Source organism: Serratia sp. HMSC15F11 (assembly GCF_001808215.1).
Lineage (GTDB): Bacteria > Pseudomonadota > Gammaproteobacteria > Enterobacterales > Enterobacteriaceae > Serratia > Serratia nevei.
Genome location: NZ_KV792498.1, coordinates 1 through 23,749, shown reverse-complemented (window position 1 = coordinate 23,749; position 23,749 = coordinate 1). Strand labels below are relative to the sequence as shown.

The window sequence follows — 23,749 nt, the reverse complement described above, 5'->3', positions numbered from 1 at the left end:
CCCTTTTTCATCTCAGCTGGAGCAGGAAATCTCCAGATGTTTGCCCCAGTCCGGTGGCAGCACGGCGAGATCGTCGTATTCCGGCGCATCGTCGAACGGCCGCAGCAGGGCCTGATGCAACCGCTGCAAACGGCCCACGTTGTCTTGCTCCGCGTCTTCAATGGCCTGCTGCGCCAGATAGTTGCGCAGGATCAGGCGCGGGTTCACCGCCTTCATCGCCCGTTGCCGCTCCGCATCGCTCACCTGCTCCTGCTGCAAACGCTGACGATACTGCTGATACCAGGAATCGAACGCCGCGCGGTCGATAAACTCGTCGCGCAGTGGCGACTGCGCCTGTTGCTGTTCAGTGTCGCTCAACAGGCGGAACGTGCGGGTATAGTCCCGCCCTTCCTGCGCCATCAGGCTCAACAAACCGGTGAGCACGTCATTGTCCTGCGCCGTCGGCGTGAAGAAGCCGAGTTTGGCGCGCATCTGTTCGCCGTAGGCGCGCATCAGCGCCGGTTCATACGCCGCCAGCGCCTGCTGCAGCTGTTCAGTGGTCATCAGCTCCGACAGGGTCTGCGCCAGGCGATGCAGGTTCCACAGCGCCACCGCCGGCTGATTGTCGAAGGCGTAACGCCCCTGATGGTCGGAGTGATTGCAGATATAACCGGGCTGATAGTCATCGAGGAAGCCGTAAGGGCCGTAGTCAATGGTGATGCCGAGAATCGACATGTTGTCGGTGTTCATCACGCCGTGAGCGAAACCGACGGTTTGCCAATGGGCGATCAGGCGCGCCGTCCGTTCCACCACGTCGGTAAACCACAGCAGGTAACGCTCAGCCTGATCCTGCAGCTGCGGCCAGTGACGGGCAATGACGAAATCCGCCAGCTGCCGCACCTGCTCCGGCTGTTTGCGGTAGTAAAAGTGCTCGAAGTGGCCAAAGCGCACGTGGCTTTCCGCCACCCGCATCAGCATGGCGCCGCGTTCCGGCTGCTCGCGGAACACCGGCTGCCGGCTGGTCACGATGGTCAACGCCCGGGTGGTCGGGATCCCCAGATGATGCAGCGCCTCGGAGGCCAGAAACTCGCGGATCACCGAGCGCAGCACCGCGCGGCCGTCCCCCATACGCGAATAGGGCGTCAGCCCGGCGCCCTTCAGGTGCCAGTCGCGGTGGCTGCCGTCCGCCAGGACCTGTTCGCCCAGTAAAATGCCGCGGCCATCCCCCAGCTGCCCGGCCCATACGCCAAACTGGTGGCCACTGTATACCTGTGCCAACGGCTGCATGCCGGGCAGCAGCGTTTCTCCCGCCCAAATGGGGGTTTTATCCGGGGTAAACCAGCTTTCATCCAGCCCCAACTCGCGCGCCAGCGGCTCGCTGTGGTACAGCAGGCGCGCATCCTTGAGCGGCGTCGGGTGCAGGGCGGTGTAGAAACCGGGTAACTGTTGGTAGTAAGCGTTATCGAACTGCGGCATAGGCCCTCCGTTTCAGCGTAGTGTAGAGCCTGGACGGGCGGATTAACACCGAAGGAATGCAGGGAGAACGCATCCGCCTGTCGCCAGGACGGATGCGGGGAGTTTGGCGTTTCCACCTGACGGAGGAAACGCGGTTTAACGCGGGCTGACAAAACGGTGTCATCAGCCAAAAAACGATGGCGAATAACGGCGACGGAATCACGGCAAACATCACCCCGCGCATTATTTACCTCATTGTGTGTAGTTTTTTATATCACTTCTTAATTATTGAACTCGCTGGGCTTCGCCAGCAAAGTTTGCAGATTATCCACACCAACGCTGGGCCATAAAAAACCTTGCAGGCCTAAAACACCGGCGTATCTGAGTTTATTAAAGTACTCTTTTTTCTCTATTCCTCCGACGATCACGCCTTTACACAACAGGTTGATATTCTTTAACAACGAGTCGATGACCACGTCATACCCCTGGTGGGTAAACAGCTGCCAGTAAAAACGCTTGTCTATCTTTACATAGTCAAACAAACCATCATACAGCGCGGTCAAGGTGGCTTTACCGGAACCGAAATCATCGAGCCACAGCGTAAACATTTCGCTTAATCGCTGCACGTACGGGTTGTTCTTCCCGGCCGAAAGATTCGAAAAACTCTCACTCATTTCGAATGCAATAAAAGGATATTGCCTGATCCATTGGCACAATGCCGGATCGGAAAGAATAAGTTCGACGATGGTTTCTTCGATATTGATGGTCAACTGCACGCTGTTACCGGTAAACCAGTCCGCGTGCCGCTCCGCAAGTTTCAATTGCTCATTAAATAACTCAATCCTTTGTTCAGGCGCCAATAAATTAATCCCAATTTCGGCCGGCATGGCTAAATCACCGTCGAGACTGTTGAAACGGCTCAACATTTCCACCGCCAACAGCCTGCCCTCCATTGAGTAAACAGGTTGAAAAACATAGCTACTAATAAAGTCAGCTTCGAGTTGGATGTTCATTTTAATGCCACAGGATGAATGGCTAGCGTATCATCGTATATCAATATATTTTATCGATCAATCCTTCTGGGATTAATCGGAAATATCAATGCAAATACCCATGAAATATCATTTAATTGATAGATTAAAGCTATACGACAATCGCGAAAGGCGCAAAAGAAAAGCAGCTGAACTTATGCCACCTTTCTCGCCCAATGCGTGATATGAAAAGGTATTTGGCTTAAGGGGATTGGATGACGGGCTAAATTTGACTTATCTCCGTTGTTTTATTTAAGAAAAATCTTAAATAAAGTAAAATAATCTTTCTGCTGTAACGCCGATTTTTCCTGCCGTTAACGATGACTGATTAAATTTAATAACGCATCAATTCCGCCCGTTATTCTCAGCATTGAAAACGTAAAAAAATGCCCACCTTGATTTTCAGAAAATCTGCGCTACGCCCCTGCGAAGCGTCGATTTCAGCGATAAAAAAAGGGATGAGCACGCTCATCCCCTTCACCATCCCATACCGGCTAACGGATCGTTTCGCTCAGCCATTGCCGCAGTTCGGTCAATTCGGCCGCCTGTTGCGGATAATCCGCCATCAGCCGATCGCAGCAGGCGGCAACGGGCTCGCTGCGATACGCGCAGCCCACCAGCGCTTCCGCCAGCCGCTGCAGCGGGGCGGGATTCAGGCTGTCGGTGAACACCTGCGCGCGAGCAATCGTTCCCTTCTCCACGTCGAAGAACAGATCCACGCCGCCCCAGACGAAGCGCTCATTAAGCAGATGGCTGAACGCCGGCGCCTTGCCGAAATTCCATTCCCAACTGCTCTGTTTGGCGAACTGCGCGGCAAAATCGGGCAAATCGGGGAATACGTCCGGCGAAATGATCTCCGGCTCGGCCGTCTCGCCATAGTGGGCAAAAAAGGCCTGCACGATGGCTTCGCACACCTGCTCATGGCTGATACCCGGCAAAAACTCCGCCAAATTGGCGACGCGCGAACGCACCGAGGTGATGCCCTTGGCCTGCAGCTTTTTGGGATCCGGATTGAGGTAGTCCGCCAACCGCTCCAGATCGGCGTTCAGCAGCAGCGTGCCGTGGTGGAAACCACGGTCCTGGGTTTCTCGATAGGCCGAGCCGGATATTTTGCGCGGCCCGTCGGCGGTTTCCATCACCAGATCGTTGCGCCCCGACGCGCCGGCCGTGACGCCCAGCTGCCGCAGCGCTTGCAGAATGATGTCGGTCGAGACGCTTTTGTCGTAACCCGGTTTGCCGGCCATAAAGGTGAAACAGGTGTTGCCCAGGTCGTGAAATACCGCCCCGCCGCCGCTGCTGCGCCGCGCCAGCCGAATGCCGTCCTGCTCCATGCGCCGGGTGTTGCACTCTTTCCAGGGGTTCTGCGACTGGCCGATCACGACCGTTTCGGCATTGCGCCACAGAAAGAGAATTTTTTGCGTGGTCATCTCGCGGAAGATGCATTCTTCCACCGCCAGGTTAAACCAGGGATCGTAGGAATCGGAGATCAGTAAACGCAGACTGTTCATGGCAGGCACCGTTCAAAACACGTGATGCCGCCATGATACACCAAATCAATAGGTTAAGGCTAAATGCGTCGCGCCTGCCAGTACACCCGCTTCCAGTAGACGTTATCGAGCGAGGAGCGGATCACTCCGCGGCTGGTCGAAGCGTGGATAAATTGGTCGTTGGTATCGTAAATGCCGACGTGCAGGCCGTTCTCACCGCCGCCGGTTTTGAAGAACACCAGGTCGCCCGGCATCAGCTCATCACGCGAAACCTTGGTGCCCAGCGAAGTTTGCTCTTCGGTCGAACGCGGCAGCTGCATGTCGAAACGATCGCGGAACGTGCGGTAAACAAAGCCGGAACAATCTACGCCGCCGCGATCCAGGCCGCCGTAACGGTACGGCGTGCCGTACCACTGACGCAGTTGCTCGTTGAGCTGGGCCACCACCACGATAGAGTCCGCCAGGCGGCCGCTCGGCGGCGGCGCATGGCTGCTGCAGCCGGCGAGGATCAAACTGGCTAATAAAAACCACACACGCATCCGCATAATATTCCTTCATTGAACACGCTGCCGCATTATGCCAATCGGCACACCACCACCGCCTGCGAGGCGAAGCCGGCACCACGTAAGGAGAGCGCTATTTGGCGTTAATTTATCTCCCGCACGGGGAAAAAGGCAAGCGCCATGAGGGAGATAATAGCAGGATCGCCGGTTTTGACCCTATTCTGGCGATTTTGTCTTGGGTTTGCTGTTAATCAGCCCGACGCCGAACAGAATAAACAGCGTGCCCAACGTTTTCAGCAGCGTAGCGGATTCGTTAAACCACGGCAGGATCACCGCCGCCAGATAGACCAGCGCGTAGCTGACGCTCAGCAGAGGATAAGCGCGGTTTAACGGCAGGTGGCGCAGCGCAAAGAACCAACACAGCATCGACAGCGCATAACCGAAGATGCCGCCGCCCACCGCCAGAAGCGGCAGCCAGTAGTCGCCGATCAACGCCAACGAGACGTCGGCGAACGACATCAGCGGGATCTGCACCATGCCCCACTTCATCAGCAACTGCGCCAGCGTCACCAGCAGTACGCTGGCAGCGCCCCAGGCATAGCCCTTCATGAATGCACGCTCATCAGCAGGATCCCCAGCATAATCGACGCCACGCCGCACCAGTGGCGAGCGGTCGTCGGCTCATGAAACAGCCAGCGCGCCGCCAGCGTCACCATCACGAAGTTCAGGCTGAGCATCGGGTAAGCCAGGCTGAGCGGCAGGCGTTGCAGCACATTGAGCCACACCGCCATGCCCAGCCCCAGCAGCAGCACCGCCAGCGCCAGCCAACGCAGCGTCTGCTTCAGCCGCGCTTCGTCCGCCCGCTCCCAACAGTGCGCCGCCTGCTTCTGGCACAGCTGCCCACCGCAGGTGAGCAGGCTGACCACTATCACTAACAGAAAACCGATCATGGTTGCTGTTTATACCACATCAGCACCAGGCGATTCATGCGATCCACCTTGTCTGCGGCAGGCAGTTCCTGCGGCAGCGCTTCGCCACGGGACAGCTGCAGCACCAGCGACACGTTCCCCTGCTTGCGCGCCTGCGCCAGCCACTGCGGGAAGTCGGCGTCGCTGATCAGGTGGCCTTTGGCGTCCGGATACTCCAGACCATAAGCTACCTCGCCTTTCTGGCTGTACATCAGCACGTCGCTACGCTTCAGTTCCCAGGCCAAACCGGCCGCTACCCCGACGCTGTCGGTCAGCACGTAACGGCTGTCGCCCAGCTCGGCCATGGTGGCGCGCGCAAAGTTCTGCGGCAGCTTGGAATCGGTCACCTGTTGCGGGATGGCGTAGCCGATCACCAGGCACAGCAATACCGGGCAGGCCGCCGCCCAGCGCCATTGACGGCCGTTATCGCGTGCGGAAACCAGCGCGAACAGCAGCCAACCGCCGAAGGCGATCAGGCCGAGCACCACCTTCGGCCACTCTTGCGCGGTAAACAGATGGGCTTTCGGCAGCAGGCCGGAACTCAACACTACCAGCGCCACGATGCCGATCAGCCCGAACAGGCCGTTCAGCCAGGCATTGGCCTTGAACAGTCTGGCGCGCAGGGTGGCGGCGTAGTCTTCCGCATAGGCGGTCATCAGCAGCGCCAGCGGCGCCATGCACGGCAGAATGTAGGTCGGCAGCTTGCCTTTGGCGATGCTGAAGAAGATCAGCGGCATCATCGCCCAGCTCAGCAGGAAGAACAGCTCCGGGCGCTGTACGCGTTCGCGCCAGCCCTTGAGCAGCGCACCGGGCAGCAGCGCCAGCCAAGGCAGCACCGCACCCAGCAGGATCGGCAGGTAATACCAGAACGGCGCCTTGTGCTGGGCGTTATCTTCGGCGAAACGCTGAATATGTTCGACCCAGAAGAAGTAATTCCAGAAATCGGGTTCGCGTTGCGCGATCGCCAGCGCCCACGGCAGGCTGAGCAACGTAGCGGTCACGATCGCCACCGGACCGTAGCACAGCAGATCCTTGATGCGGCGTTGCTGGATGACGATCGGGATCACCGCGAGCACTGGCACCGCCAGCGCCAGGAAGCCCTTGGTCATAAAGCCCATGCCGCAGGCCAAGCCCAGCAGCGCATAAGCGCCCAGCTTGCCTTTAACCGAAGTGGCTTTCAGCGTCAGGTAATAGCTGACCATCGCTGCCGCCAGCCACAGCGAGATCATCGGATCGAGCACGCTGTAGGTGCCGATGCTGAACACCAGCACCATCGACAGGAACATCAGCATCGCCAGGCTGGCGCGGCGCGCATTGCGCCACATCAGCATCGCCAGCGCGAACACCAACAGTGCGGTCATGCCGGTGCTGAACACCGAACCGAAGCGCACCGCAAAGTTGTTTTCGCCGAACAGCCACTGGCTGATGTTATTGAACCAGTAACCCGCCACCGGCTTTTCGAAGTAGCGCAGCCCCAACAGGTGCGGCACAACCCAATCGCCGCGCTGCAGCATTTCACGGCTGATCTCGGCATAACGCGTCTCGTCCGGCTGCCACAGCAGGCGGCCGTTAAGTGGGATCAGGTAAACCAGAGCAAAAAAAACGGCCAGCAGAATGGCCCAGGATCCTTTTAGCGCCTTCATGTAACGTCCTTCACATCGGTTTGACAGCCCAGCCAACCTTCGCGGCCGGGGAAAGGAGCACGCTTGATGCGGCCCAACGGCAGTGACGCCAAATCTTGTGGTAACAGCGCGCTAAGCGGACAGAATTCGATGCCCTGCTGCCGTGCGCGTTGCAATAACTGTTCGAACATCGCCGCTTGCGACATGCCTTCCACTTCGGTGTGAATGGTGTACACCGGCACGCCGCGATCGTTCTCGATGGCGCGCAGAATGTAGTCGTTGAAGTCGGCCATGCTGACTTCGCTGCCGATCACTTCGTCGAAGGTCGGCAACGTCACCGGGATCTGCACCGTGCCGTGACGCCCGTCGCTCAGCACCGGACGGAACGGATGGGTGCCGCGGCAATCGCTGTTGTAATGGAAGCCGAAGCGTTGCTTGACCTCCAGCACGCGCGTATCGGCACGCCATCCCGCCACGGCGGAGCATTTCACCGGCTGGCCGGTGCAGGCGCTCAGGGCGTCGACGCCCAGCTGCACCTGCTCGGTCAGCTGCGCCTCGCTCCACTTGCCGACCTTGGCCTGCCACCCCTGGTGATCCCAGGCGTGCAGCCCCACCTCATGGCCGGCTTCGGCGGTACGCTTCATCAGCGGCCCCAACGCGCGTGAAATGTTGCGCCCCGGCCAGGCGGTGCCGGCCAGCAGAATGTCCAGCCCGTACAGCGAAGCGGCGTTCGAACGCAGCATTTTCCACAGAAATTTCGGACGCAAAAGGCGCCAAAGATGGCGCCCCATGTTGTCCGGTCCCACGCTGAAGAAGAAGCTGGCCTGAATATCGTACTTGTCGAACAGGTCCAGCAACTGCGGCACCCCTTCACGGGTGCCGCTGAAGGTATCTACATCAACCCGCAGACCGACTTTCTTCATGCACCGTTCCCTTCCTGAACGGTAGTGCGCAGGAAGTAGTCCAGCGTATCGGCGACGGTTTGCTTCATCTCGATGGTCGGCTGCCAGCCCAGCAGGCGATGAGCGTTCTTGATGCTCGGCGTGCGGTGCTCGACGTCCTGGTAACCTTTACCGTAGTAGCTGCTGCTCTCAACGTCCTTGAAGCCTGCAAACGGCGGGAAGCGGTCGCGCAGTGGGTGGTTGTTGAAGCTTTCCAGCAGCATTTCCGCCAGCTCGCGGATGCTCGCTTCGTTGGTCGGGTTACCGATGTTGACGATCTGGCCGTCGCACAGGCCGTCGCGGTTCTCGATGATGCGGAACAGCGCTTCGATGCCGTCGTTGATGTCGGTGAAGCAACGTTTCTGCGCGCCACCGTCCATCAGTTTGATCGGCGAACCTTCCACCAGGTTGAGGATCAGCTGGGTGATGGCACGGGAAGAGCCGATACGCGCAGCATCCAGGTTATCCAGGCGCGGCCCCATCCAGTTGAATGGACGGAACAGCGTGAACTTCAGGCCTTCTTTAGCGCCGTAAGCCCAGATCACCCGATCCAGCAGCTGTTTGGAGACCGAGTAGATCCAGCGCTGTTTGTTGATTGGCCCGACGATCAGGCGCGAATGGTCTTCGTCGAACTCTTTGTCGTCGCACATGCCGTACACTTCTGAGGTGGACGGGAAGATGATGCGCTTGTTGTATTTCACGCAGTCGCGAACGATCTTCAGGTTCTCTTCGAAGTCCAGCTCGAACACGCGCAGCGGGTTACGGGTGTATTCGATCGGCGTCGCGATCGCCACCAGCGGCAGCACCACGTCGCATTTCTTGATGTGATACTCGATCCACTCGGAGTGGATGCTGATGTCGCCTTCCACGAAGTGGAAACGCGGGTTGTCGAGGAAACGGCTGATGGCGTCAGAACCGATATCCAGGCCGTAGATGTCGTAGCGATCGTCACGCAGCAGGCGCTCGGTCAGGTGGTTACCGATGAAGCCGTTGACGCCGAGGATCAGCACGCGGGTGCGACGCTTCATTACGGCGTTCGGCTTGGCGGCCAGGCGCACGTCGGTGACGATGCCCATTTCCTGCGCCAGGCGGCTGCCCTGCACGTACAGGCCGCTGTCGTTCTGACCGGCAACGATCTCCAGCGCGCCTTCGCCACAGGCGATGACCAGCGGCGAGGTGCTCAGTACGGTGCCCGGTTGCTTGTCGTGTTGGGTATCCAGCACGCGAGAGCGCCAGACGATCAGCTTGCGCTGGCCGAGGTAGCTGAAGGCACCCGGGTACGGTTCCGTGACGGCGCGTACCAGGTTGTTGATCTCTTTGGCGGACTTGTGCCACAGGATCTCGCCGTCCGCCGCGGTGCGACGGCCGAAGTAGCTGGCCTGAGACTCATCCTGCTTGGTGAAGGTGGCCGTACCGTTCTTCAGCTTCGGCAACTGCTCTTTCAATACGGCCTGCGCGGCTTCCAGCACTTTTTTGTGCAGCGTCAGCGCAGTGTCGTTGTCGGCGATGGTCACTTTCTGCTGACCGACGATGTCGCCGGCGTCTGGGCGTTTCACCATCTTGTGCAGCGTGGCGCCGGTTTCGGTTTCGCCGTTCACCAGCGCCCAGTTCACCGGGGCGCGGCCACGGTAATGCGGCAGCAGCGAACCGTGCAGGTTGAAGCCGCCCTGCGGTGCCAGCGAGAGGATCTCGTCGCTCAGCATGTGGCGGTAGTAGAACGAAAAGATCACGTCCGGCTGCAGGTCGCGAATGCGGTCAACCCACAGCGGGTGGTTCACGTCTTCCGGCGCATAGACCGGCAGATCCAATTCGGCGCCCAAACGGGCCACGGAGGAGAAGAAGTTGTTCTCACCAGGGTCGTCGGTGTGCGTGAATACGGCCTGCACGTCATAACCCGCCTCAGTCAGCGCTTTCAGACCTGCGCAGCCAATATCATGGTAAGCAAATACAATAGCTTTCATCATTCTTCTTCCTGAGTATTGTGGTCCTGCTGTACGCCGACCACTTTCTGAACAAAATAGCGAGGACGTGCGCGCACGTCGGTATAGATGCGGCCGATGTATTCACCCAGTAGCCCCATGCCAACAAACTGGGCGCCGATAAAGGTGAACAGCACGGCGAAGAGGGTGAACACGCCGCCGGCGGCCCATTCAGGGCCGAGCAGCAGACGCAGCGCAATCAGCACCAGCGCCAACACAAACCCGGACAGCGCCACGATGCTGCCGACCACGCTGAGCAAACGCAGCGGGGTGGTGGTCAGACAGGTGATCAGGTCGTACATCAGGTTGATCAGCTTCATCAGGCTGTACTTGGAATCGCCAAACTCGCGCTCGGCGTGACGCACGTCGATCTCGGTCGTGCGGCGGGCGAAGGTGTTCGCCAGAATCGGGATAAAGGTGCTGCGCTCGTGGCAGTGCAGCATCGCCTCAACGATATGACGACGGTAGGCGCGCAGCATGCAGCCGTAGTCTCCCATCGACTTGCCGGTGGCGCGTTGAATCATCATGTTGATCAGGCGCGAAGCGCTTTTGCGGAACCAGGAGTCTTGACGGTTGGCGCGCACGGTGCCCACCACGTCATAGCCCTCTTCCGCCACGCTGACCAGACGAGGGATCTCCTCCGGCGGGTTCTGCAGATCGGCATCCAGCGTAATCACCAGATCGCCGGTCACCTGGTTGAAACCGGCCATGATCGCCGAGTGCTGGCCATAGTTGCGGTTCAGCAAAACGGCGATGATGTGGCTGTCCGGCTTTTCCGCCGCCGCGGTCAGCATGTCCGCGGAGCTGTCGCTGCTGCCATCGTCGACGAGGATGATTTCATAAGGTTGAGATAACTGCTTGCAAGCGGCGGTAGTACGCTCCAGCAACGCCGGCAGACTTTCCTGCTCGTTGTATACCGGAATGACTATCGACACTTTTTTAATCGGTTCAACGCGAGACACGTAAAGACTCCACAACAGAAGACAAGGCATTGACCACGCGATCCACGTCTGCGTCGGTCATATCAGGGAATAGCGGTAAAGTGCACAGCCGCGCCGAGCTCCATTCGGTATTCGGCAAGGAAAGCTGCGGATAACGCTCACGGTAGAATTTCTGGGTATGCGCGGCGCGGAAATGCAACCCGGTGCCGACGCCAACCTCTTTCAGACGCTCCATCAACCGATCGCGATCGATGCCGCAACGCTCAGGATCGACACGGACCATAAACAGATGCCAGGCGTGATCATGCGGGTAATCCGGCACGCCCAACGGTTGGAACGGTGAGCCTTCCAGCGCACTCAGGTAGCGCTGTGCCAGCGCCTTACGGCGCGCGTTCAGCTCAGCGAAGCGCGACAGTTGCACCACGGCGATCGCCGCGTGAATGTCGGACAGGTTGTATTTGTAACCCGGCTCCACCACTTCGGCCTGCGGTTTGCGGCCAAGCTGCTGACGATCGAAGGCATCGACGGCCAGACCGTGGAACTTCAGGCAACGCAGGCGATCCGCCAGCGCATCGTCGTCGGTGGCGATCAGGCCGCCTTCGGCGCAGGTCACGTTTTTAATGGCGTGGAACGAGAAAATCGCCGTGCCGCGCGCACCGACCCATTCGCCGTTGTAGCGCGTGCCGACCGCATGGGCGGCGTCTTCGATCAAAGGCAGACCGTGGCGTTCGGCCACAGCGCGCAGCGCGTCCATCTGCAAAGGAGCGCCGGCGTAGTGCACCGGAACAATCGCTTTGGTTTTCGGGGTGATGGCAGCCTCAACATCGGCGGCGCTGACCATCAACGTATCACGGTCAACGTCGATCATGACCGGCATGGCGCCCAGCAGCTCGATCATGTTGAGGGTGGAAACCCAGGTTTGCGAAGGGGTGATGACTTCGTCGCCGGGGCCGATGCCCAGCGCCATCAGCGTGATGTGCATGCCCGCTGTGGCGGAGCTGACGGCGATCGCATGCTTACAGCCGAAGGTGGAACAGAAGTCGCTTTCCAGCTGCTGGTTTTGCGGCCCGGTGGTGATCCAACCGGAACGCAACACTTTCTCTACCGCGGCGATTTCTTCATCGCCGATGGCCGGACGAGAGAAAGGCAAAAATTGATCCATAGTTAACCCCAAACGTATCGAACTGCTTTTGATGACACTGTAAATCCCTTTCGTTTAACGGATATTAAACGCCAGAGAAGAATCGTTTCCGTGGATTAACTGCCAATGTAAGGCCGCAAGCTTAACTAAACCTTAAGACGAGACTTGTCATCAGTGGGTCAACTGATTGGTGGGTGTCGCCATCATCTATTTAAAATTATTATTAAAATCAGTTTCTTATATTTATTAATAATTATTTACGTATTTCATTTTTGCCGAATCAAGCGTAGCACGTCATCGACGTTTTTCAAGAAAATCGATAAGAAAATGAGAGGCAGCCCAATATTAACCGATGATTACCCGGCTATTTATATTCACTGCGTTTAGTTTTCGTTTACGTTACGCCCCGCCGCCGCCGCGACTCAAGCCGTGCGGGTCATGATCCAACGCTGGTCCCCCACCCATTGCAGGTGGAAGTCCACTTCATAGATCTGCGACAGCAGCGTTGGCGCCATCACCTCACGCGTGGCCCCCTGTGCCACCAGCCGCCCGGCGTGCAGCAACCAAACCCGATCGGCCTGCTGTAAGGTATGATTCAGATCGTGCGCGCACACCAGCGCGCTGCGCCCGCTCTGGCAAAATTCCCGCAGCAGGCGATCCAGCGCGACTTTCTGCGCCACGTCCAGGCTGTTGGTCGGCTCATCCAGCAACAACAGCCGGCTGTGCGGATTGACGCTGGGCCACACCTGCAGCAACACCGCCGCCAGCCGCACCCGCTGCCATTCGCCACCGGAGAGCTGCGTCAGCATGCGTGACAGCTTATCCACCAGCCTCAGCCGCTGGCACAAATAGAGAATGGCGTGTTCCACATCGGTTTGCGCCGCTGCCGCTGGCCGGTGCAAGGCCAAATACTGGAACATCGGCATCAGCGACACCGGCGGCTGTTGCTGGCTAAGATAGCCGCGCCGGCATGCCAGCGCGTTACCCGGATAATCGGCCAGCGCGCGCCCGTCCAGGCGAACCTCGCCCAGCCCCGGCAGCATGCCGGCCACCCGTGCCAGCAGGGTGCTCTTCCCGGCGCCGTTTGGGCCGATCAGATGAACCTGCAACCCGCCTTCAATCTGTGCCGAAAAAGGCGCCAGGCGCCCCGCCACCCCAACCTCGACGAGTTGCAGCATCCGTCTTATCCTGCCAGCGCTTGTTTTACCGCCGCCACCAGCGCCGGATCTTCCGGCGTGGTGTCAGGCGAGAAGCGTTGGATCACCGTGCCGTCGCGCGCGACGAGGAATTTCTCGAAGTTCCACAGAATATCGCCGGCGTGCTTCGGCGCCCGCCCTTTGCTGGTCATCCGCGCCAGGAACTCGCTGCCCTCCGGTGCGACAGCATCCGGCTGCGCGGCAATCAGCGCCTGGTATAGCGGATGCCGATGTTCGCCGTTCACCTCAATCTTGGCGAACATCGGGAATTGCACACCGAAGGTGCCGCGGCAAAACGCCAGGATCTCTTCGTTGCTGCCCGGCTCCTGGCCCAGGAATTCATTGGACGGGAACCCCAAAACTTCCAGCCCCCGATCGCGATAGGTTTCGTACAGCGCTTCCAGCCCTTCATATTGCTTGGTCAGGCCGCACTCCGAAGCCACGTTGACCACCAGCAGCACCTTGCCCTGGTAGGCGCCCAGCGTGGTCGCCTGATTTTCGATGGTGTGTAACGGCAGGTTGTAGATTGGCTTGCTCATCGGTTGTCATCCTTTGGTTTTTTAATGGCAGGTGAATGAAGAAAACTACCTTACGCCCTTTGTCCGGGTCAGTAACCAGATAAATAGCGGCGCCCCCAGCGTGGCGGTCACCACGCCGATCGGCAGCTCGGCCGCCAGCAGCGCAACGCGGGCGATCACATCGGCCACCAGCAACACCCCGGCTCCCGCCAGCGCGCAGGCCGGCAGCAGATAGCGCTGGTCGGTCAGGCCGGTGAGCCGCAAAATATGCGGGATCACCAACCCAACAAAACCAATCACTCCGGCGAGCGCCACGCTGACGCCGACCAGCCAGCCGATCGCCAGCACCAGCAAATTACGCCACAGATGCAGCGACAGCCCAAGTTGCCGCGCCTGTACCTCGCCCAGCGCCATCAGGTTGAGCGCTCTGCCCTGGCCGCAAAGCCACAGCAGCACCGGCAGCAGCGCCAGCACCAGCCACTTTTGCCGCCAGTCTACGCCGCCAAAACCGCCCATCATCCAGTACATCAGCTGCCGCAGATCGAGGCTGGTGCTGAAATAGACCGCCCAGGTCATCAGCGCGCTGCACACGATGCCCAGCGCCACGCCAACCAGCAACAGCCGCGCATTGGTCAGGCGCCGACGCCGAGCGAAGCCCAGCAGCAAAAAGGTCATCGCCAGCGCACCGGCTATCGCGGCGGCGCTCATCAGCGCCACCGGCAACAAACCGTGCCCTAACAGCACCGTCAACACCAGCGCGACGCCGGCGCCGTTAGCCACCCCCAGCAGACCGGGCTCCGCCAGCGGGTTTTCAAACAGCGCCTGCATCACCGCGCCCGCCACCGCCAGGGCGGCGCCGACCAGCATCACCGCCAGCGCGCGCGGTAAACGCAGTTGCCAAACGAACAGCTGCGCCCGATCGCTGAACCACTCTGACGGCCATATCCATTGATCACCGGCGCAAAGGCTGAACAGCAACGCCACCGTCACGCCCAGCGCCAGCAGAGTGACCTGGCGTTTATCGCGGTAGCGCTGATGTTGCAACAGTAAGGTGAAAGTACGGCTGGTTGGCATGGCGCGGCGGTTCCCTGCCGGCCGCTGTCGTGGCCGGATAATTGACGTCTGAGTCGAATATTAGGGGGTTAACGCCGCAAGGGGAAGCCTTGCGTAGGCGATGGCGCAGGAAAGCAGCGGCTGGCCCTGCCCGTCATCACCATGATGATGGCAAAACCAGCCGCCGGTAAACTCAGGGATTAACGATGTGGGCCGGCGTTGCCCGGCGGATAAGGCTGACCGCGGCCGTCATCGCGGCGATCATGGTCACCCCGATCGTCATGACGGCGGTCGCGATTATCGCGATCGCCGTGGAACGGATTGCCGCTGCGTTCCGGCTCGCGATGCTCATAGCCACGCGGCGGCGAAGGTTGCCAGCGTCCGCCGTCCCAATACAAACCGCGCGCATTGCGCTCACCCAGACCGCGGCCCTGGTGCGCATGCCACCACTGCGGTGGACGCCAGTCGTAGCCATCCCAGTAGTAGCCGCGACGGTCCTGATCCCCCAGATGCAGGGAAACGCCCGGCACGTTGATATCGACGGACACATCGGCCTGCGCCGCCAGCGGCAGCAACAGTGGGAAACACACCAGCAACAGGATCTTTTTCATTTTACCTTCTCACTCTATTTTTCTTGCTGCAGTGGTTATATCAGCGTGCTTATTTAACGACTATCTCATCGATGCCTATTTTCAGATCGTTTTCGACGGCCTTACACAATCTCTACACTGTTTGCCGCCGCCTTTAATTATCATAACCACTGACAAGGTTTAACGAATAACTGACGTCTCTCAAGCCGCAAGACAATTATAATTAAATGGATTCCCACCGGAGGATAATAAGATGATTAAACGTATAGGTATGTTGCTGGCCGTTGTGGCCCTGGCCCCAAGCCTCAGCGCCTGCTGCTGGGGCCCGCACTGGGGCGGCGGCCACCGCGGCGACGGCCCAGGCCATTATTATGGCCGTTATTGAAATGAAAAATAAGACCACCCATCACACAAAATAAGATATAAGAATATTCCGCAAATAAAATTAAATAAATTTTTGCCGTAGTGCTTTAATGAATAATTTTAATTCTTACGTTGCCCATTAGGAATAAACTGAATTTTCCCAAAAAAAGAAAAAGGCCGCGCAAGCGGCCTTTTTTGATGTCACGTCACTCACCCTTTCGGGCTGGCGTTTTCTACCCGGCTTTTCAGCTTCTGCCCCGGACGGAAGGTCACCACGCGGCGCGCCGTAATCGGAATGTCTTCGCCGGTCTTCGGGTTACGCCCCGGACGTTGGTTCTTGTCACGCAGATCAAAGTTGCCAAAACCCGACAGTTTTACCTGTTCGCCATTCTCAAGGGCCCGACGGACCTCTTCAAAGAACAGTTCCACCAGGTCTTTGGCGTCCCGTTTGCTAAGCCCAAGCTTCTCAAACAGGTGTTCTGACATTTCAGCTTTAGTAAGCGCCATAGGTTCAATCCCTCAAGGATGCTTGGAATCGCTGTTTTAGAGCCTCTACGCATTTTGCAACGGTAGCGGCTATCTCCTCTTCTTCCAGTGTACGAGCGGTATCCTGCAATACCAGACTGATAGCCAGGCTCTTGTCACCTTCTGCCACGCCCTTGCCACGGTACACGTCAAACAAGTTTACGCCAACTACCTGATTTGCGCCAACTTTCTTACACTCGGCCAAAATATCTTCTGCAGGGACGTTTTCAGCCACCACAACGGCGATATCACGGCGGTTTGCCGGGAAGCGCGAAATCTCCCGCGCCTGAGGCACGGCGCGGCTCGCAAGCTTGTTCCACTCCAGTTCAAACACCACGGTGCGGCCGTTAAGATCCAGTTTACGTTCAAGTTCCGGGTGAACCACACCGATGAAACCTACGCGTTCGCCGTGCAAATAAATCGCCGCACTTTGCCCTGGATGCAGGGCCGGATTGGCTTCCGCCCGGAACTGAATTTCGGATAATTTACCGGTCAGCTCGAGAACAGACTCCAGATCCCCTTTTAAATCATAGAAGTCGACGGGCTTGCGCGCCAGATCCCAATGCTCATCGTGCGTATGGCCGGCGATCACGCCTGCCAGCATGACGTCCTGACGGATACCCAGATCTGCCGCACTATCAGGCACAAAGCGCAGGCCGCTTTCAAACAGGCGCAGGCGCGTCTGCTGGCGGTTCTGGTTATACACCACCGCAGACAGCAGGCCGGTCCACAGCGACAGACGCATCGCCGACATCTCGACCGAAATCGGGCTCGGCAGGATCAGCGCTTCTTCATTCGGATGCAGCAATGCCTGCACTTTCGGATCGACGAAGCTGTAGGTGATCGCTTCCTGGTAGCCGTTATCCACCAGCATGGTCTTCACGCGCTTGAGCGTCAGATCGGCTTCGCGATGCTGGGTCATCACCAGATCGGCACGAACCGGCACATCCGGGATGTTGTCGTAGCCGTAAACGCGCGCCACTTCTTCCACCAAATCCTCTTCGATCTCCATATCGAAACGCCAGCTCGGCGCGAGCGCTTGCCAGCTGTCGCCCTGTTCGGTTACCTGGCAACCCAGGCGGCGCAGAATGTCGCTAACCTGCTCGCTCGGCACCACGTGGCCGATCAGACGATCCAGCTTCTCGCGGCGCAGCGTGATGGTAGCGCGCTTCGGCAGTTCGTTTTCATCGGTCACGTCGATAACCGGGCCGGCCTGGCCGCCGCAGATGTCGAGCAGCAGGCGCGTGGCGCGCTCCATCGCTTTGTACTGCAGCGCCGGATCGACGCCACGCTCATAGCGGTGAGAAGCATCGGTGTGCAGGCCGTGACGGCGCGCGCGGCCGGTGATCGACAGCGGGCTGAAGAAGGCGCACTCCAGCAGCACGTCCTGAGTTTCTCCGTTGACGCCGGAATGCTCGCCGCCGAAGATGCCGCCCATCGCCAGCGCTTTTTGATGATCGGCGATCACTAAGGTGTCGGCGTTCAGTTTGGCTTCGTTGCCGTCCAGCAGCGTCAAGGTTTCCCCTTCTTCCGCCATGCGCACCACGATGCCGCCGTCGATGCGGCTCAGATCGAAGGCGTGCATCGGCTGGCCAAGCTCCAGCAGCACATAGTTGGTGACGTCAACCACGGCATCGATAGAACGGATACCGCAGCGACGCAGTTTTTCACGCATCCACAGCGGGGTTGGCGCCTTGACGTCGATGCCTTTCACTACGCGGCCCAGATAGCGTGGGCACGCCTGCGGCGCGTCAACGCGGATCGGCAGCGTGGCGTCGATGGCGGCGGCTACCGGGCTCATGTCCGGCTCGGTCAGCGCAACCTGGTTGAGTACGCCCACGTCGCGCGCAACGCCGATGATGCCCAGGCAGTCGGCGCGGTTCGGCGTGACGCTGATCTCGATGGTGTTGTCGTTCAGTTTCAGATAGTCGCGGATGTCGGTGCCGATCGGCGCATCCAGCGGCAGCTCAATGATACCGTCATGATCGTCGGAAATGCCCAGCTCGGAGAACGAGCACAGCATGCCTTCCGAAGGTTCACCACGCAGCTTGGCGGCCTTGATTTTGAAATCGCCCGGCAGCACCGCGCCCACTGTGGCGACCGCCACTTTCAGGCCGGTACGGCAGTTTGGCGCGCCGCAGACGATGTCGAGCAGGCGATCGCCGCCTACGTTAACCTTGGTGACACGCAGTTTGTCGGCGTTCGGGTGCTGGCCGCACTCGACCACCTCGCCCACGACGACGCCGTTAAACGCGCCGGCAACCGGATCCACGCCGTCCACTTCCAGGCCGGCCATGGTGATTTGATCGGATAATGCTTCGCTGCTGATGGCCGGGTTTACCCACTCGCGCAACCAGAGTTCACTGAATTTCATGTGATATTCCCGCCTTACTTAAACTGTTTGAGGAAACGCAGATCGTTTTCGAAGAATGCGCGCAGGTCGGTGACGCCGTAACGCAGCATCGTCAGGCGCTCCATGCCCATGCCGAAGGCGAAGCCGGAGTAAACTTCCGGATCGATGCCCACGTTGCGCAGCACGTTCGGATGCACCATGCCGCAGCCCAGCACTTCCAACCACTTGCCGTTCTTGCCCATCACGTCCACTTCAGCGGACGGCTCGGTGAACGGGAAGTAGGACGGACGGAAACGAACCTGCAGGTCTTCTTCAAAGAAGTTGTTCAGGAAATCGTGCAGCGTGCCCTTCAGGTTGGTGAAGCTGATGTCTTTATCGACGATCAGCCCTTCCATCTGGTGGAACATTGGGGTGTGCGTCTGATCGTAGTCGTTACGATAAACGCGGCCCGGCGCAATGATGCGGATCGGCGGCTGCTGGTTCTTCATGGTGCGGATCTGCACGCCGGACGTCTGGGTGCGCAGCAGACGCGTGGCGTCGAACCAGAAGGTGTCGTGGTCGGCGCGCGCCGGGTGATGCCCTGGAATGTTCAGCGCGTCGAAGTTATGGTAATCGTCTTCAATCTCCGGGCCGGTGGCAACGGAGAAGCCCAGCTCGCCAAAGAAGGTTTCGATACGGTCGATGGTGCGGGTCACCGGATGCAGGCCACCGTTCTCCATGCGACGGCCCGGCAGGGACACGTCGATGGTTTCAGCCGCCAGGCGCGCGTTCAGCGCGGCGCTTTCCAGCGCGTTCTTACGCGCGTTCAGCGCGTCTTGCACCTCTTGCTTGGCCTGGTTGATCACCGCGCCGGCCGCCGGACGGTCTTCCGCCGGTACGTCGCGCAGAGACTGCATCTGCAAGGTGAAATGACCTTTCTTGCCAAAATATTCGACGCGTACCAAATCTAACGCGGCAACATCCTGGGCATCTTCTACGGCTGCCTTGGCATTGGCAACCAGCTCTGCGAGATGTGGCATTGCTTTCCTCTTCCTCTGGCCGGGATGGCCCTAAGTAATTGTTATCTATTATTCGAACACGCCTTTGAGCAATCTTCAAAGACTTTTCAATACGTTGCCGGCCAGGCGACTCACCAGCGAGGCACAAGGCTCGCTCAACGCCTGCCGCTCTCACCGCAACGCTTTGCAAGGCGGGACGATGGCCAAAAACAAAAAAGCCTCCACGAGGGAGGCTTAGGCGCTACTTTTCGTTTCTTTTCTTACGCGCAAAGCCTCCTGAAGTCAGGCGCTAAAGTAAAAAAAGAAACGAAAAATAGCTGCGTGCATGATTGCGGTACCTTATCGATGATTGCCCACCAGTGATATAGCGGCGGCCAATAAAAGTCAATATTTGTCGCTGAAAACAAAGATTAAAAGAGGGAGCAAGCTCCCTCTTCTACTGACTTACGCCAGAGCTGCTTTCGCTTTCTCAACCAGTGCGCCGAAGGCCACTTTGTCGAAGACTGCGATGTCAGCCAGGATCTTACGGTCAATTTCGATCGACGCTTTTTTCAAGCCGTTGATGAACTTGCTGTAAGACAGACCGTTCTGACGAGCAGCTGCGTTGATACGTGCAATCCACAGCTGACGGAACTGACGCTTACGTTGACGACGGTCACGGTAAGCATACTGGCCTGCTTTGATTACTGCCTGGAAGGCAACACGATATACGCGCGAACGGGCACCGTAGTAACCTTTCGCCTGCTTCATAATTTTCTTGTGACGTGCGCGTGCAATTACACCACGTTTTACGCGAGCCATATGCTCTCTCCTAAAGTCTTATTCTAAATTCAAAAAAAATGGCTTATGCGTACGGCAGGCACGCGGTAACCAGGACCAGATCGTTTTTAGACACCATGCCTTTCGGACGCAGGTGACGTTTACGCTTGGTTGCTTTTTTGGTCAGAATATGACGCAGGTTGGCATGTTTACGCTTAAAACCACCGCTGCCGGTTTTTTTGAAGCGCTTGGCTGCACCACGTACAGTTTTAATCTTTGGCATTTTAATTAAATCCACTTCGCATTGTTAAACAACGAATCAGTTGGGCGAATAAAACCCACACGGCGCAAGCGTCGCGCGGGTTCCATTACTTGTAAGCCTTACTGTTTCTTCTTAGGAGCGAGCACCATAATCATCTGGCGGCCTTCGATCTTCGTAGGGAAGGATTCGACCACTGCCAGATCCATATCTTCACACAGATCTTTACGGACGCGGTTAAGCACTTCCATACCGATCTGCTGGTGCGCCATCTCACGCCCACGGAAACGCAGGGTGATTTTGGCTTTATCGCCATCTTCCAGAAAGCGAATCAGGTTGCGTAGTTTGACCTGATAGTCGCCATCATCGGTACCAGGACGGAATTTGATTTCCTTCACCTGGATAACTTTTTGCTTCTTCTTCTGTTCTTTCGTCGACTTGCTCTTCTCGTAGAGGAATTTGCCGTAATCCATGATTCGGCAAACTGGCGGTTCGGCATTTGGGCTGATTTCTACTAAATCAACGCCCGCTTCCTCAGCTTTTTCAAGAGCTTCATTCAGACTGACAATACCAATCTGCTCGCCATCGACGCCGGTTAGGCGAACTTCTTGCGCGCGAATTTCTCTGTTAATGCGATTAGGACGCGCCGGTTGAACTCGTTTTCCGCCTTTAATACTTTATTCCTCCAGTTGATGAAGACTACGGCTGCGAATCTCTTTCAGCAGCTTGTCTACGACTTCGTTTACGTCCAGGCTTCCCAAGTCTTTGCCACGGCGGGTACGAACGGCAACTTTGCCTGCTTCGACCTCTTTGTCGCCGCACACCAACATGTAAGGGACTCGACGTAAAGTATGTTCGCGAATTTTAAAGCCAATCTTCTCATTTCTCAAGTCCGCTTTCACGCGAATACCTGCATCCTGCAGTTTTTTGGTCAATTGCTGGACGTAATCAGACTGGCTGTCGGTGATATTCATCACCACCACCTGCACCGGGGCGATCCAGGTCGGGTAGAACCCGGCGTATTCTTCGGTCAGGATACCGATGAAGCGTTCCATGGAGCCCAAAATGGCGCGGTGAATCATTACCGGCACGACGCGATCGTTGTTTTCGCCAACGTACGAGGCGCCCAAACGGCCCGGCAAGAAGAAATCGAGCTGCACGGTACCACATTGCCATGCGCGATCCAAACAATCATGCAGGGTAAATTCAATTTTCGGTCCGTAGAAGGCCCCCTCACCCGGCTGATATTCAAACGGAATGCCGTTCTCGGTCAGCGCGGCGGCCAGGTCTTCTTCCGCACGGGTCCACATGTCGTCGGTGCCGATGCGTTTTTCCGGACGCGTAGACAGCTTGACGGCGATCTTGTCGAAGCCAAAAGTACCGTACACGTCATAGACCATGCGAATGCATTCGTTCACTTCGGCACGCACCTGCTCTTCGGTACAGAAGATGTGGGCGTCATCCTGCGTGAAGCCACGCACGCGCATCAGGCCGTGCAGGGAGCCCGATGGCTCGTTGCGGTGGCAGCTGCCGAACTCGCCCATGCGCAGCGGCAAATCGCGGTACGACTTCAGGCCCTGGTTGAAGATCTGCACGTGCCCCGGGCAGTTCATCGGCTTGATGCAGTATTCGCGGTTTTCCGACGCGGTGGTGAACATGGCGTCTTTGTAGTTTTCCCAGTGGCCGGTTTTTTCCCACAGCACGCGGTCCATCATGAACGGACCTTTCACTTCCTGGTACTGGTACTCTTTGAGCTTCATGCGCACGAAGGCTTCCAGCTCGCGGAAGATAGTCCAACCGTCGTTGTGCCAGAACACCATGCCCGGCGCTTCTTCCTGCATGTGATACAGGTCGAGCTGTTTGCCGATCTTGCGGTGATCGCGCTTGGCCGCTTCTTCCAGACGCTGCAGGTAGGCATTCAGCTGCTTCTTGTCTGCCCAGGCGGTGCCGTAGATACGCTGCAGCATTTTGTTTTTGCTGTCGCCGCGCCAGTAAGCGCCGGAGGTTTTCTGCAGCTTGAAATGGTGGCAGAAACGCATGTTCGGCACGTGCGGGCCACGGCACATGTCGACGTATTCTTCGTGGTGATACAGGCCAGGACGATCGTCATGGCTGATGTTCTCATCCAGGATCGCCACTTTGTAGATTTCGCCGCGCTCAGCGAAGGTGTCGCGGGCTTCTTGCCAGCTGACCTTCTTCTTGATGACGTCGTAATCCTTATCGGCCAACTCGTGCATCCGCTTTTCCAGCAGATCCAGGTCTTCCTGCGTCAGGGTGCGGTCGATATCCACGTCATAATAGAAACCGTTGTCGATCACTGGACCGATCGCCATTTTGGTATCCGGCCACAGCTGCTTGATCGCATGACCCAGCAGGTGCGCGCAGGAGTGGCGCATGATTTCCAGACCGTCTTCATCTTTGATGGTGATGATGGCCAGCTGCGCATCTGATTCGATCAGATCGCCGGCATCAACCAGCTCGCCGTTGACGCGGCCGGCGATACAGGCTTTCGCCAGGCCAGGGCCGATATCGCGCGCGACATCCATCGGGGAAACGGGGTGGTCGAAATGACGCTGACTACCGTCAGGAAGAGTAATAACAGGCATTAATAATTCCTTATCTACAGTGGTGACCCACACGACAGATCACATGAAGAAATACAATATTGTTTAACTACATGATGTTATCGACGCTATCCAGCTTTACCCTGCCAGATATGTACACTCATATGTACACAATTTGAAATGTACTATGTTGTTACGCCATAACGGAAAGGTGATTGTATCACCATGATAAGTGAAACGGCTAGGAACGATGTAGGCTACCATCACTGCAACCCCACCAGCGGAGCAGTCAACACTCGCCGGCCGGCAGATCTTCATTCTCAACGAAAACGACAGATACCCCGAGTGTAGTGGCACAGTAAATTGGCCATCTGAACAGAGGTGATATGCTCACCTCAGAACATTACAGGTGCCTCAATGAAAAAAAGAAATTTCAGCGCAGAGTTTAAACGCGAATCCGCTCAACTGGTTCTTGATCAGAACTACACCGTTGCAGCTGCGGGATGAACGACAGGGCAAAATAC

Annotated in this window: 24 protein-coding genes and 1 other annotated feature; of the genes, 1 reads left to right on the top strand and 23 read right to left on the bottom strand. The window is 57.8% G+C overall.

The window, feature by feature from the left end:
- Positions 1 to 12: 12 nt before the first annotated feature.
- From HMPREF3138_RS21715 to HMPREF3138_RS21645, 15 genes are all read right to left on the bottom strand, one after another.
- A complete protein-coding gene (locus tag HMPREF3138_RS21715) occupies positions 13 to 1,455 on the bottom strand; it encodes a protein adenylyltransferase SelO (protein WP_038871043.1) in 1,443 nt (480 codons plus the stop codon).
- Between the two features lie 260 nt (positions 1,456 to 1,715).
- The gene (locus HMPREF3138_RS21710; protein ID WP_038871047.1) at positions 1,716 to 2,447 is read right to left on the bottom strand and encodes an EAL domain-containing protein; all 732 of its coding nucleotides are present in this window, start codon (positions 2,445 to 2,447) and stop codon (positions 1,716 to 1,718) included.
- Positions 2,448 to 2,959: 512 nt separating this feature from the next.
- A complete protein-coding gene (locus HMPREF3138_RS21705; RefSeq protein ID WP_038871051.1) occupies positions 2,960 to 3,973 on the bottom strand; it encodes a lipoate--protein ligase in 1,014 nt (337 codons plus the stop codon).
- A gap of 59 nt (positions 3,974 to 4,032) precedes the next feature.
- Positions 4,033 to 4,497 carry an NlpC/P60 family protein gene (locus tag HMPREF3138_RS21700; RefSeq protein WP_016927954.1) on the bottom strand — a complete coding sequence of 155 codons (465 nt, stop codon included), beginning with the start codon at positions 4,495 to 4,497 and terminating at the stop codon, positions 4,033 to 4,035.
- A gap of 174 nt (positions 4,498 to 4,671) precedes the next feature.
- Positions 4,672 to 5,064, bottom strand: coding sequence for a 4-amino-4-deoxy-L-arabinose-phosphoundecaprenol flippase subunit ArnF (gene arnF / locus HMPREF3138_RS21695; protein ID WP_038871054.1), 393 nt, complete (start codon positions 5,062 to 5,064; stop codon positions 4,672 to 4,674).
- A complete protein-coding gene (arnE, locus tag HMPREF3138_RS21690; protein ID WP_033642887.1) occupies positions 5,061 to 5,405 on the bottom strand; it encodes a 4-amino-4-deoxy-L-arabinose-phosphoundecaprenol flippase subunit ArnE in 345 nt (114 codons plus the stop codon). The genes arnF and arnE overlap by 4 nt, the downstream gene beginning before the upstream one ends.
- The gene (arnT, locus tag HMPREF3138_RS21685; RefSeq protein ID WP_038871058.1) at positions 5,402 to 7,066 is read right to left on the bottom strand and encodes a lipid IV(A) 4-amino-4-deoxy-L-arabinosyltransferase; all 1,665 of its coding nucleotides are present in this window, start codon (positions 7,064 to 7,066) and stop codon (positions 5,402 to 5,404) included. Before arnT ends, arnE begins: the two co-directional genes overlap by 4 nt.
- Positions 7,063 to 7,968: a 4-deoxy-4-formamido-L-arabinose-phosphoundecaprenol deformylase gene (gene arnD, locus HMPREF3138_RS21680; protein WP_038871060.1), complete on the bottom strand. Its 906-nt coding sequence runs from the start codon at positions 7,966 to 7,968 to the stop codon at positions 7,063 to 7,065. Before arnD ends, arnT begins: the two co-directional genes overlap by 4 nt.
- Positions 7,965 to 9,947 carry a bifunctional UDP-4-amino-4-deoxy-L-arabinose formyltransferase/UDP-glucuronic acid oxidase ArnA gene (arnA, locus tag HMPREF3138_RS21675; RefSeq protein WP_038871092.1) on the bottom strand — a complete coding sequence of 661 codons (1,983 nt, stop codon included), beginning with the start codon at positions 9,945 to 9,947 and terminating at the stop codon, positions 7,965 to 7,967. Before arnA ends, arnD begins: the two co-directional genes overlap by 4 nt.
- Complete coding sequence (gene arnC / locus HMPREF3138_RS21670; RefSeq protein ID WP_038871063.1) at positions 9,947 to 10,927, bottom strand: undecaprenyl-phosphate 4-deoxy-4-formamido-L-arabinose transferase; 981 nt, start codon at positions 10,925 to 10,927, stop codon at positions 9,947 to 9,949. Before arnC ends, arnA begins: the two co-directional genes overlap by 1 nt.
- Entirely contained in the window at positions 10,914 to 12,068 is a 1,155-nt protein-coding gene (gene arnB, locus HMPREF3138_RS21665; protein WP_070559328.1) for a UDP-4-amino-4-deoxy-L-arabinose aminotransferase, read from the bottom strand. Before arnB ends, arnC begins: the two co-directional genes overlap by 14 nt.
- Positions 12,069 to 12,469: 401 nt before the next feature.
- Positions 12,470 to 13,225 (bottom strand): vitamin B12 ABC transporter ATP-binding protein BtuD, encoded by a 756-nt coding sequence (gene btuD / locus HMPREF3138_RS21660; protein ID WP_038871070.1) that lies wholly within the window; start codon positions 13,223 to 13,225, stop codon positions 12,470 to 12,472.
- Between the two features lie 5 nt (positions 13,226 to 13,230).
- Positions 13,231 to 13,782, bottom strand: a complete 552-nt coding sequence (locus tag HMPREF3138_RS21655) for a glutathione peroxidase (protein ID WP_038871073.1) — start codon at positions 13,780 to 13,782, stop codon at positions 13,231 to 13,233.
- A gap of 45 nt (positions 13,783 to 13,827) precedes the next feature.
- Positions 13,828 to 14,835 (bottom strand): vitamin B12 ABC transporter permease BtuC, encoded by a 1,008-nt coding sequence (gene btuC, locus HMPREF3138_RS21650; protein ID WP_038871076.1) that lies wholly within the window; start codon positions 14,833 to 14,835, stop codon positions 13,828 to 13,830.
- Positions 14,836 to 15,014: 179 nt separating this feature from the next.
- Entirely contained in the window at positions 15,015 to 15,425 is a 411-nt protein-coding gene (locus HMPREF3138_RS21645) for a DUF2502 domain-containing protein (protein WP_038871079.1), read from the bottom strand.
- A gap of 232 nt (positions 15,426 to 15,657) precedes the next feature.
- On the opposite strand from HMPREF3138_RS21645, the gene HMPREF3138_RS27420 reads away from it, so the two are divergent.
- On the top strand, positions 15,658 to 15,789 hold the full coding sequence (locus HMPREF3138_RS27420) for a hypothetical protein (protein ID WP_038871082.1): 132 nt from the start codon (positions 15,658 to 15,660) through the stop codon (positions 15,787 to 15,789).
- Between the two features lie 188 nt (positions 15,790 to 15,977).
- Here the strand turns inward: HMPREF3138_RS27420 and ihfA are convergent, their stop codons facing one another.
- The 8 genes from ihfA to thrS form a co-directional block, all read right to left on the bottom strand.
- Positions 15,978 to 16,274, bottom strand: a complete 297-nt coding sequence (gene ihfA, locus HMPREF3138_RS21640) for an integration host factor subunit alpha (RefSeq protein ID WP_004931414.1) — start codon at positions 16,272 to 16,274, stop codon at positions 15,978 to 15,980.
- Between the two features lie 4 nt (positions 16,275 to 16,278).
- On the bottom strand, positions 16,279 to 18,666 hold the full coding sequence (gene pheT, locus HMPREF3138_RS21635) for a phenylalanine--tRNA ligase subunit beta (protein ID WP_038871085.1): 2,388 nt from the start codon (positions 18,664 to 18,666) through the stop codon (positions 16,279 to 16,281).
- Positions 18,667 to 18,680: 14 nt separating this feature from the next.
- Positions 18,681 to 19,664: a phenylalanine--tRNA ligase subunit alpha gene (gene pheS, locus HMPREF3138_RS21630; RefSeq protein WP_004931416.1), complete on the bottom strand. Its 984-nt coding sequence runs from the start codon at positions 19,662 to 19,664 to the stop codon at positions 18,681 to 18,683.
- Between the two features lie 187 nt (positions 19,665 to 19,851).
- Positions 19,852 to 19,974 (bottom strand) — a sequence feature (Phe leader region).
- Positions 19,926 to 19,970, bottom strand: a complete 45-nt coding sequence (gene pheM / locus HMPREF3138_RS26515) for a pheST operon leader peptide PheM (RefSeq protein ID WP_121626058.1) — start codon at positions 19,968 to 19,970, stop codon at positions 19,926 to 19,928. (Overlaps the previous feature by 45 nt.)
- Before the next feature lie 113 nt (positions 19,975 to 20,087).
- Positions 20,088 to 20,444 (bottom strand): 50S ribosomal protein L20, encoded by a 357-nt coding sequence (gene rplT / locus HMPREF3138_RS21625; protein ID WP_004931417.1) that lies wholly within the window; start codon positions 20,442 to 20,444, stop codon positions 20,088 to 20,090.
- A 43-nt stretch (positions 20,445 to 20,487) separates the two neighbouring features.
- The gene (gene rpmI / locus HMPREF3138_RS21620; protein WP_004931418.1) at positions 20,488 to 20,685 is read right to left on the bottom strand and encodes a 50S ribosomal protein L35; all 198 of its coding nucleotides are present in this window, start codon (positions 20,683 to 20,685) and stop codon (positions 20,488 to 20,490) included.
- A gap of 98 nt (positions 20,686 to 20,783) precedes the next feature.
- The gene (gene infC, locus HMPREF3138_RS25870; protein ID WP_048233542.1) at positions 20,784 to 21,335 is read right to left on the bottom strand and encodes a translation initiation factor IF-3; all 552 of its coding nucleotides are present in this window, start codon (positions 21,333 to 21,335) and stop codon (positions 20,784 to 20,786) included.
- 3 nt (positions 21,336 to 21,338) lie between these two features.
- Entirely contained in the window at positions 21,339 to 23,267 is a 1,929-nt protein-coding gene (thrS, locus tag HMPREF3138_RS21610; protein WP_025159696.1) for a threonine--tRNA ligase, read from the bottom strand.
- Positions 23,268 to 23,749 lie beyond the last annotated feature (482 nt).

What these genes read in the sequence shown, in the direction of transcription:
- rplT (WP_004931417.1), bottom strand. Translation starts at nt 20,444, where the DNA reads ATGGCTCGCGTAAAACGTGGTGTAATTGCACGCGCACGTCACAAGAAA.
- HMPREF3138_RS21705 (WP_038871051.1), bottom strand. Translation starts at nt 3,973, where the DNA reads ATGAACAGTCTGCGTTTACTGATCTCCGATTCCTACGATCCCTGGTTT.
- ihfA (WP_004931414.1), bottom strand. Translation starts at nt 16,274, where the DNA reads ATGGCGCTTACTAAAGCTGAAATGTCAGAACACCTGTTTGAGAAGCTT.
- HMPREF3138_RS27420 (WP_038871082.1), top strand. Translation starts at nt 15,658, where the DNA reads ATGATTAAACGTATAGGTATGTTGCTGGCCGTTGTGGCCCTGGCCCCA.
- arnD (WP_038871060.1), bottom strand. Translation starts at nt 7,968, where the DNA reads ATGAAGAAAGTCGGTCTGCGGGTTGATGTAGATACCTTCAGCGGCACC.
- arnE (WP_033642887.1), bottom strand. Translation starts at nt 5,405, where the DNA reads ATGATCGGTTTTCTGTTAGTGATAGTGGTCAGCCTGCTCACCTGCGGT.
- HMPREF3138_RS21710 (WP_038871047.1), bottom strand. Translation starts at nt 2,447, where the DNA reads ATGAACATCCAACTCGAAGCTGACTTTATTAGTAGCTATGTTTTTCAA.
- HMPREF3138_RS21645 (WP_038871079.1), bottom strand. Translation starts at nt 15,425, where the DNA reads ATGAAAAAGATCCTGTTGCTGGTGTGTTTCCCACTGTTGCTGCCGCTG.
- btuC (WP_038871076.1), bottom strand. Translation starts at nt 14,835, where the DNA reads ATGCCAACCAGCCGTACTTTCACCTTACTGTTGCAACATCAGCGCTAC.
- thrS (WP_025159696.1), bottom strand. Translation starts at nt 23,267, where the DNA reads ATGCCTGTTATTACTCTTCCTGACGGTAGTCAGCGTCATTTCGACCAC.
- arnA (WP_038871092.1), bottom strand. Translation starts at nt 9,947, where the DNA reads ATGAAAGCTATTGTATTTGCTTACCATGATATTGGCTGCGCAGGTCTG.
- HMPREF3138_RS21655 (WP_038871073.1), bottom strand. Translation starts at nt 13,782, where the DNA reads ATGAGCAAGCCAATCTACAACCTGCCGTTACACACCATCGAAAATCAG.
- rpmI (WP_004931418.1), bottom strand. Translation starts at nt 20,685, where the DNA reads ATGCCAAAGATTAAAACTGTACGTGGTGCAGCCAAGCGCTTCAAAAAA.
- pheT (WP_038871085.1), bottom strand. Translation starts at nt 18,666, where the DNA reads ATGAAATTCAGTGAACTCTGGTTGCGCGAGTGGGTAAACCCGGCCATC.
- HMPREF3138_RS21715 (WP_038871043.1), bottom strand. Translation starts at nt 1,455, where the DNA reads ATGCCGCAGTTCGATAACGCTTACTACCAACAGTTACCCGGTTTCTAC.
- arnB (WP_070559328.1), bottom strand. Translation starts at nt 12,068, where the DNA reads ATGGATCAATTTTTGCCTTTCTCTCGTCCGGCCATCGGCGATGAAGAA.
- btuD (WP_038871070.1), bottom strand. Translation starts at nt 13,225, where the DNA reads ATGCTGCAACTCGTCGAGGTTGGGGTGGCGGGGCGCCTGGCGCCTTTT.
- pheS (WP_004931416.1), bottom strand. Translation starts at nt 19,664, where the DNA reads ATGCCACATCTCGCAGAGCTGGTTGCCAATGCCAAGGCAGCCGTAGAA.
- arnF (WP_038871054.1), bottom strand. Translation starts at nt 5,064, where the DNA reads ATGAAGGGCTATGCCTGGGGCGCTGCCAGCGTACTGCTGGTGACGCTG.
- HMPREF3138_RS21700 (WP_016927954.1), bottom strand. Translation starts at nt 4,497, where the DNA reads ATGCGGATGCGTGTGTGGTTTTTATTAGCCAGTTTGATCCTCGCCGGC.
- arnT (WP_038871058.1), bottom strand. Translation starts at nt 7,066, where the DNA reads ATGAAGGCGCTAAAAGGATCCTGGGCCATTCTGCTGGCCGTTTTTTTT.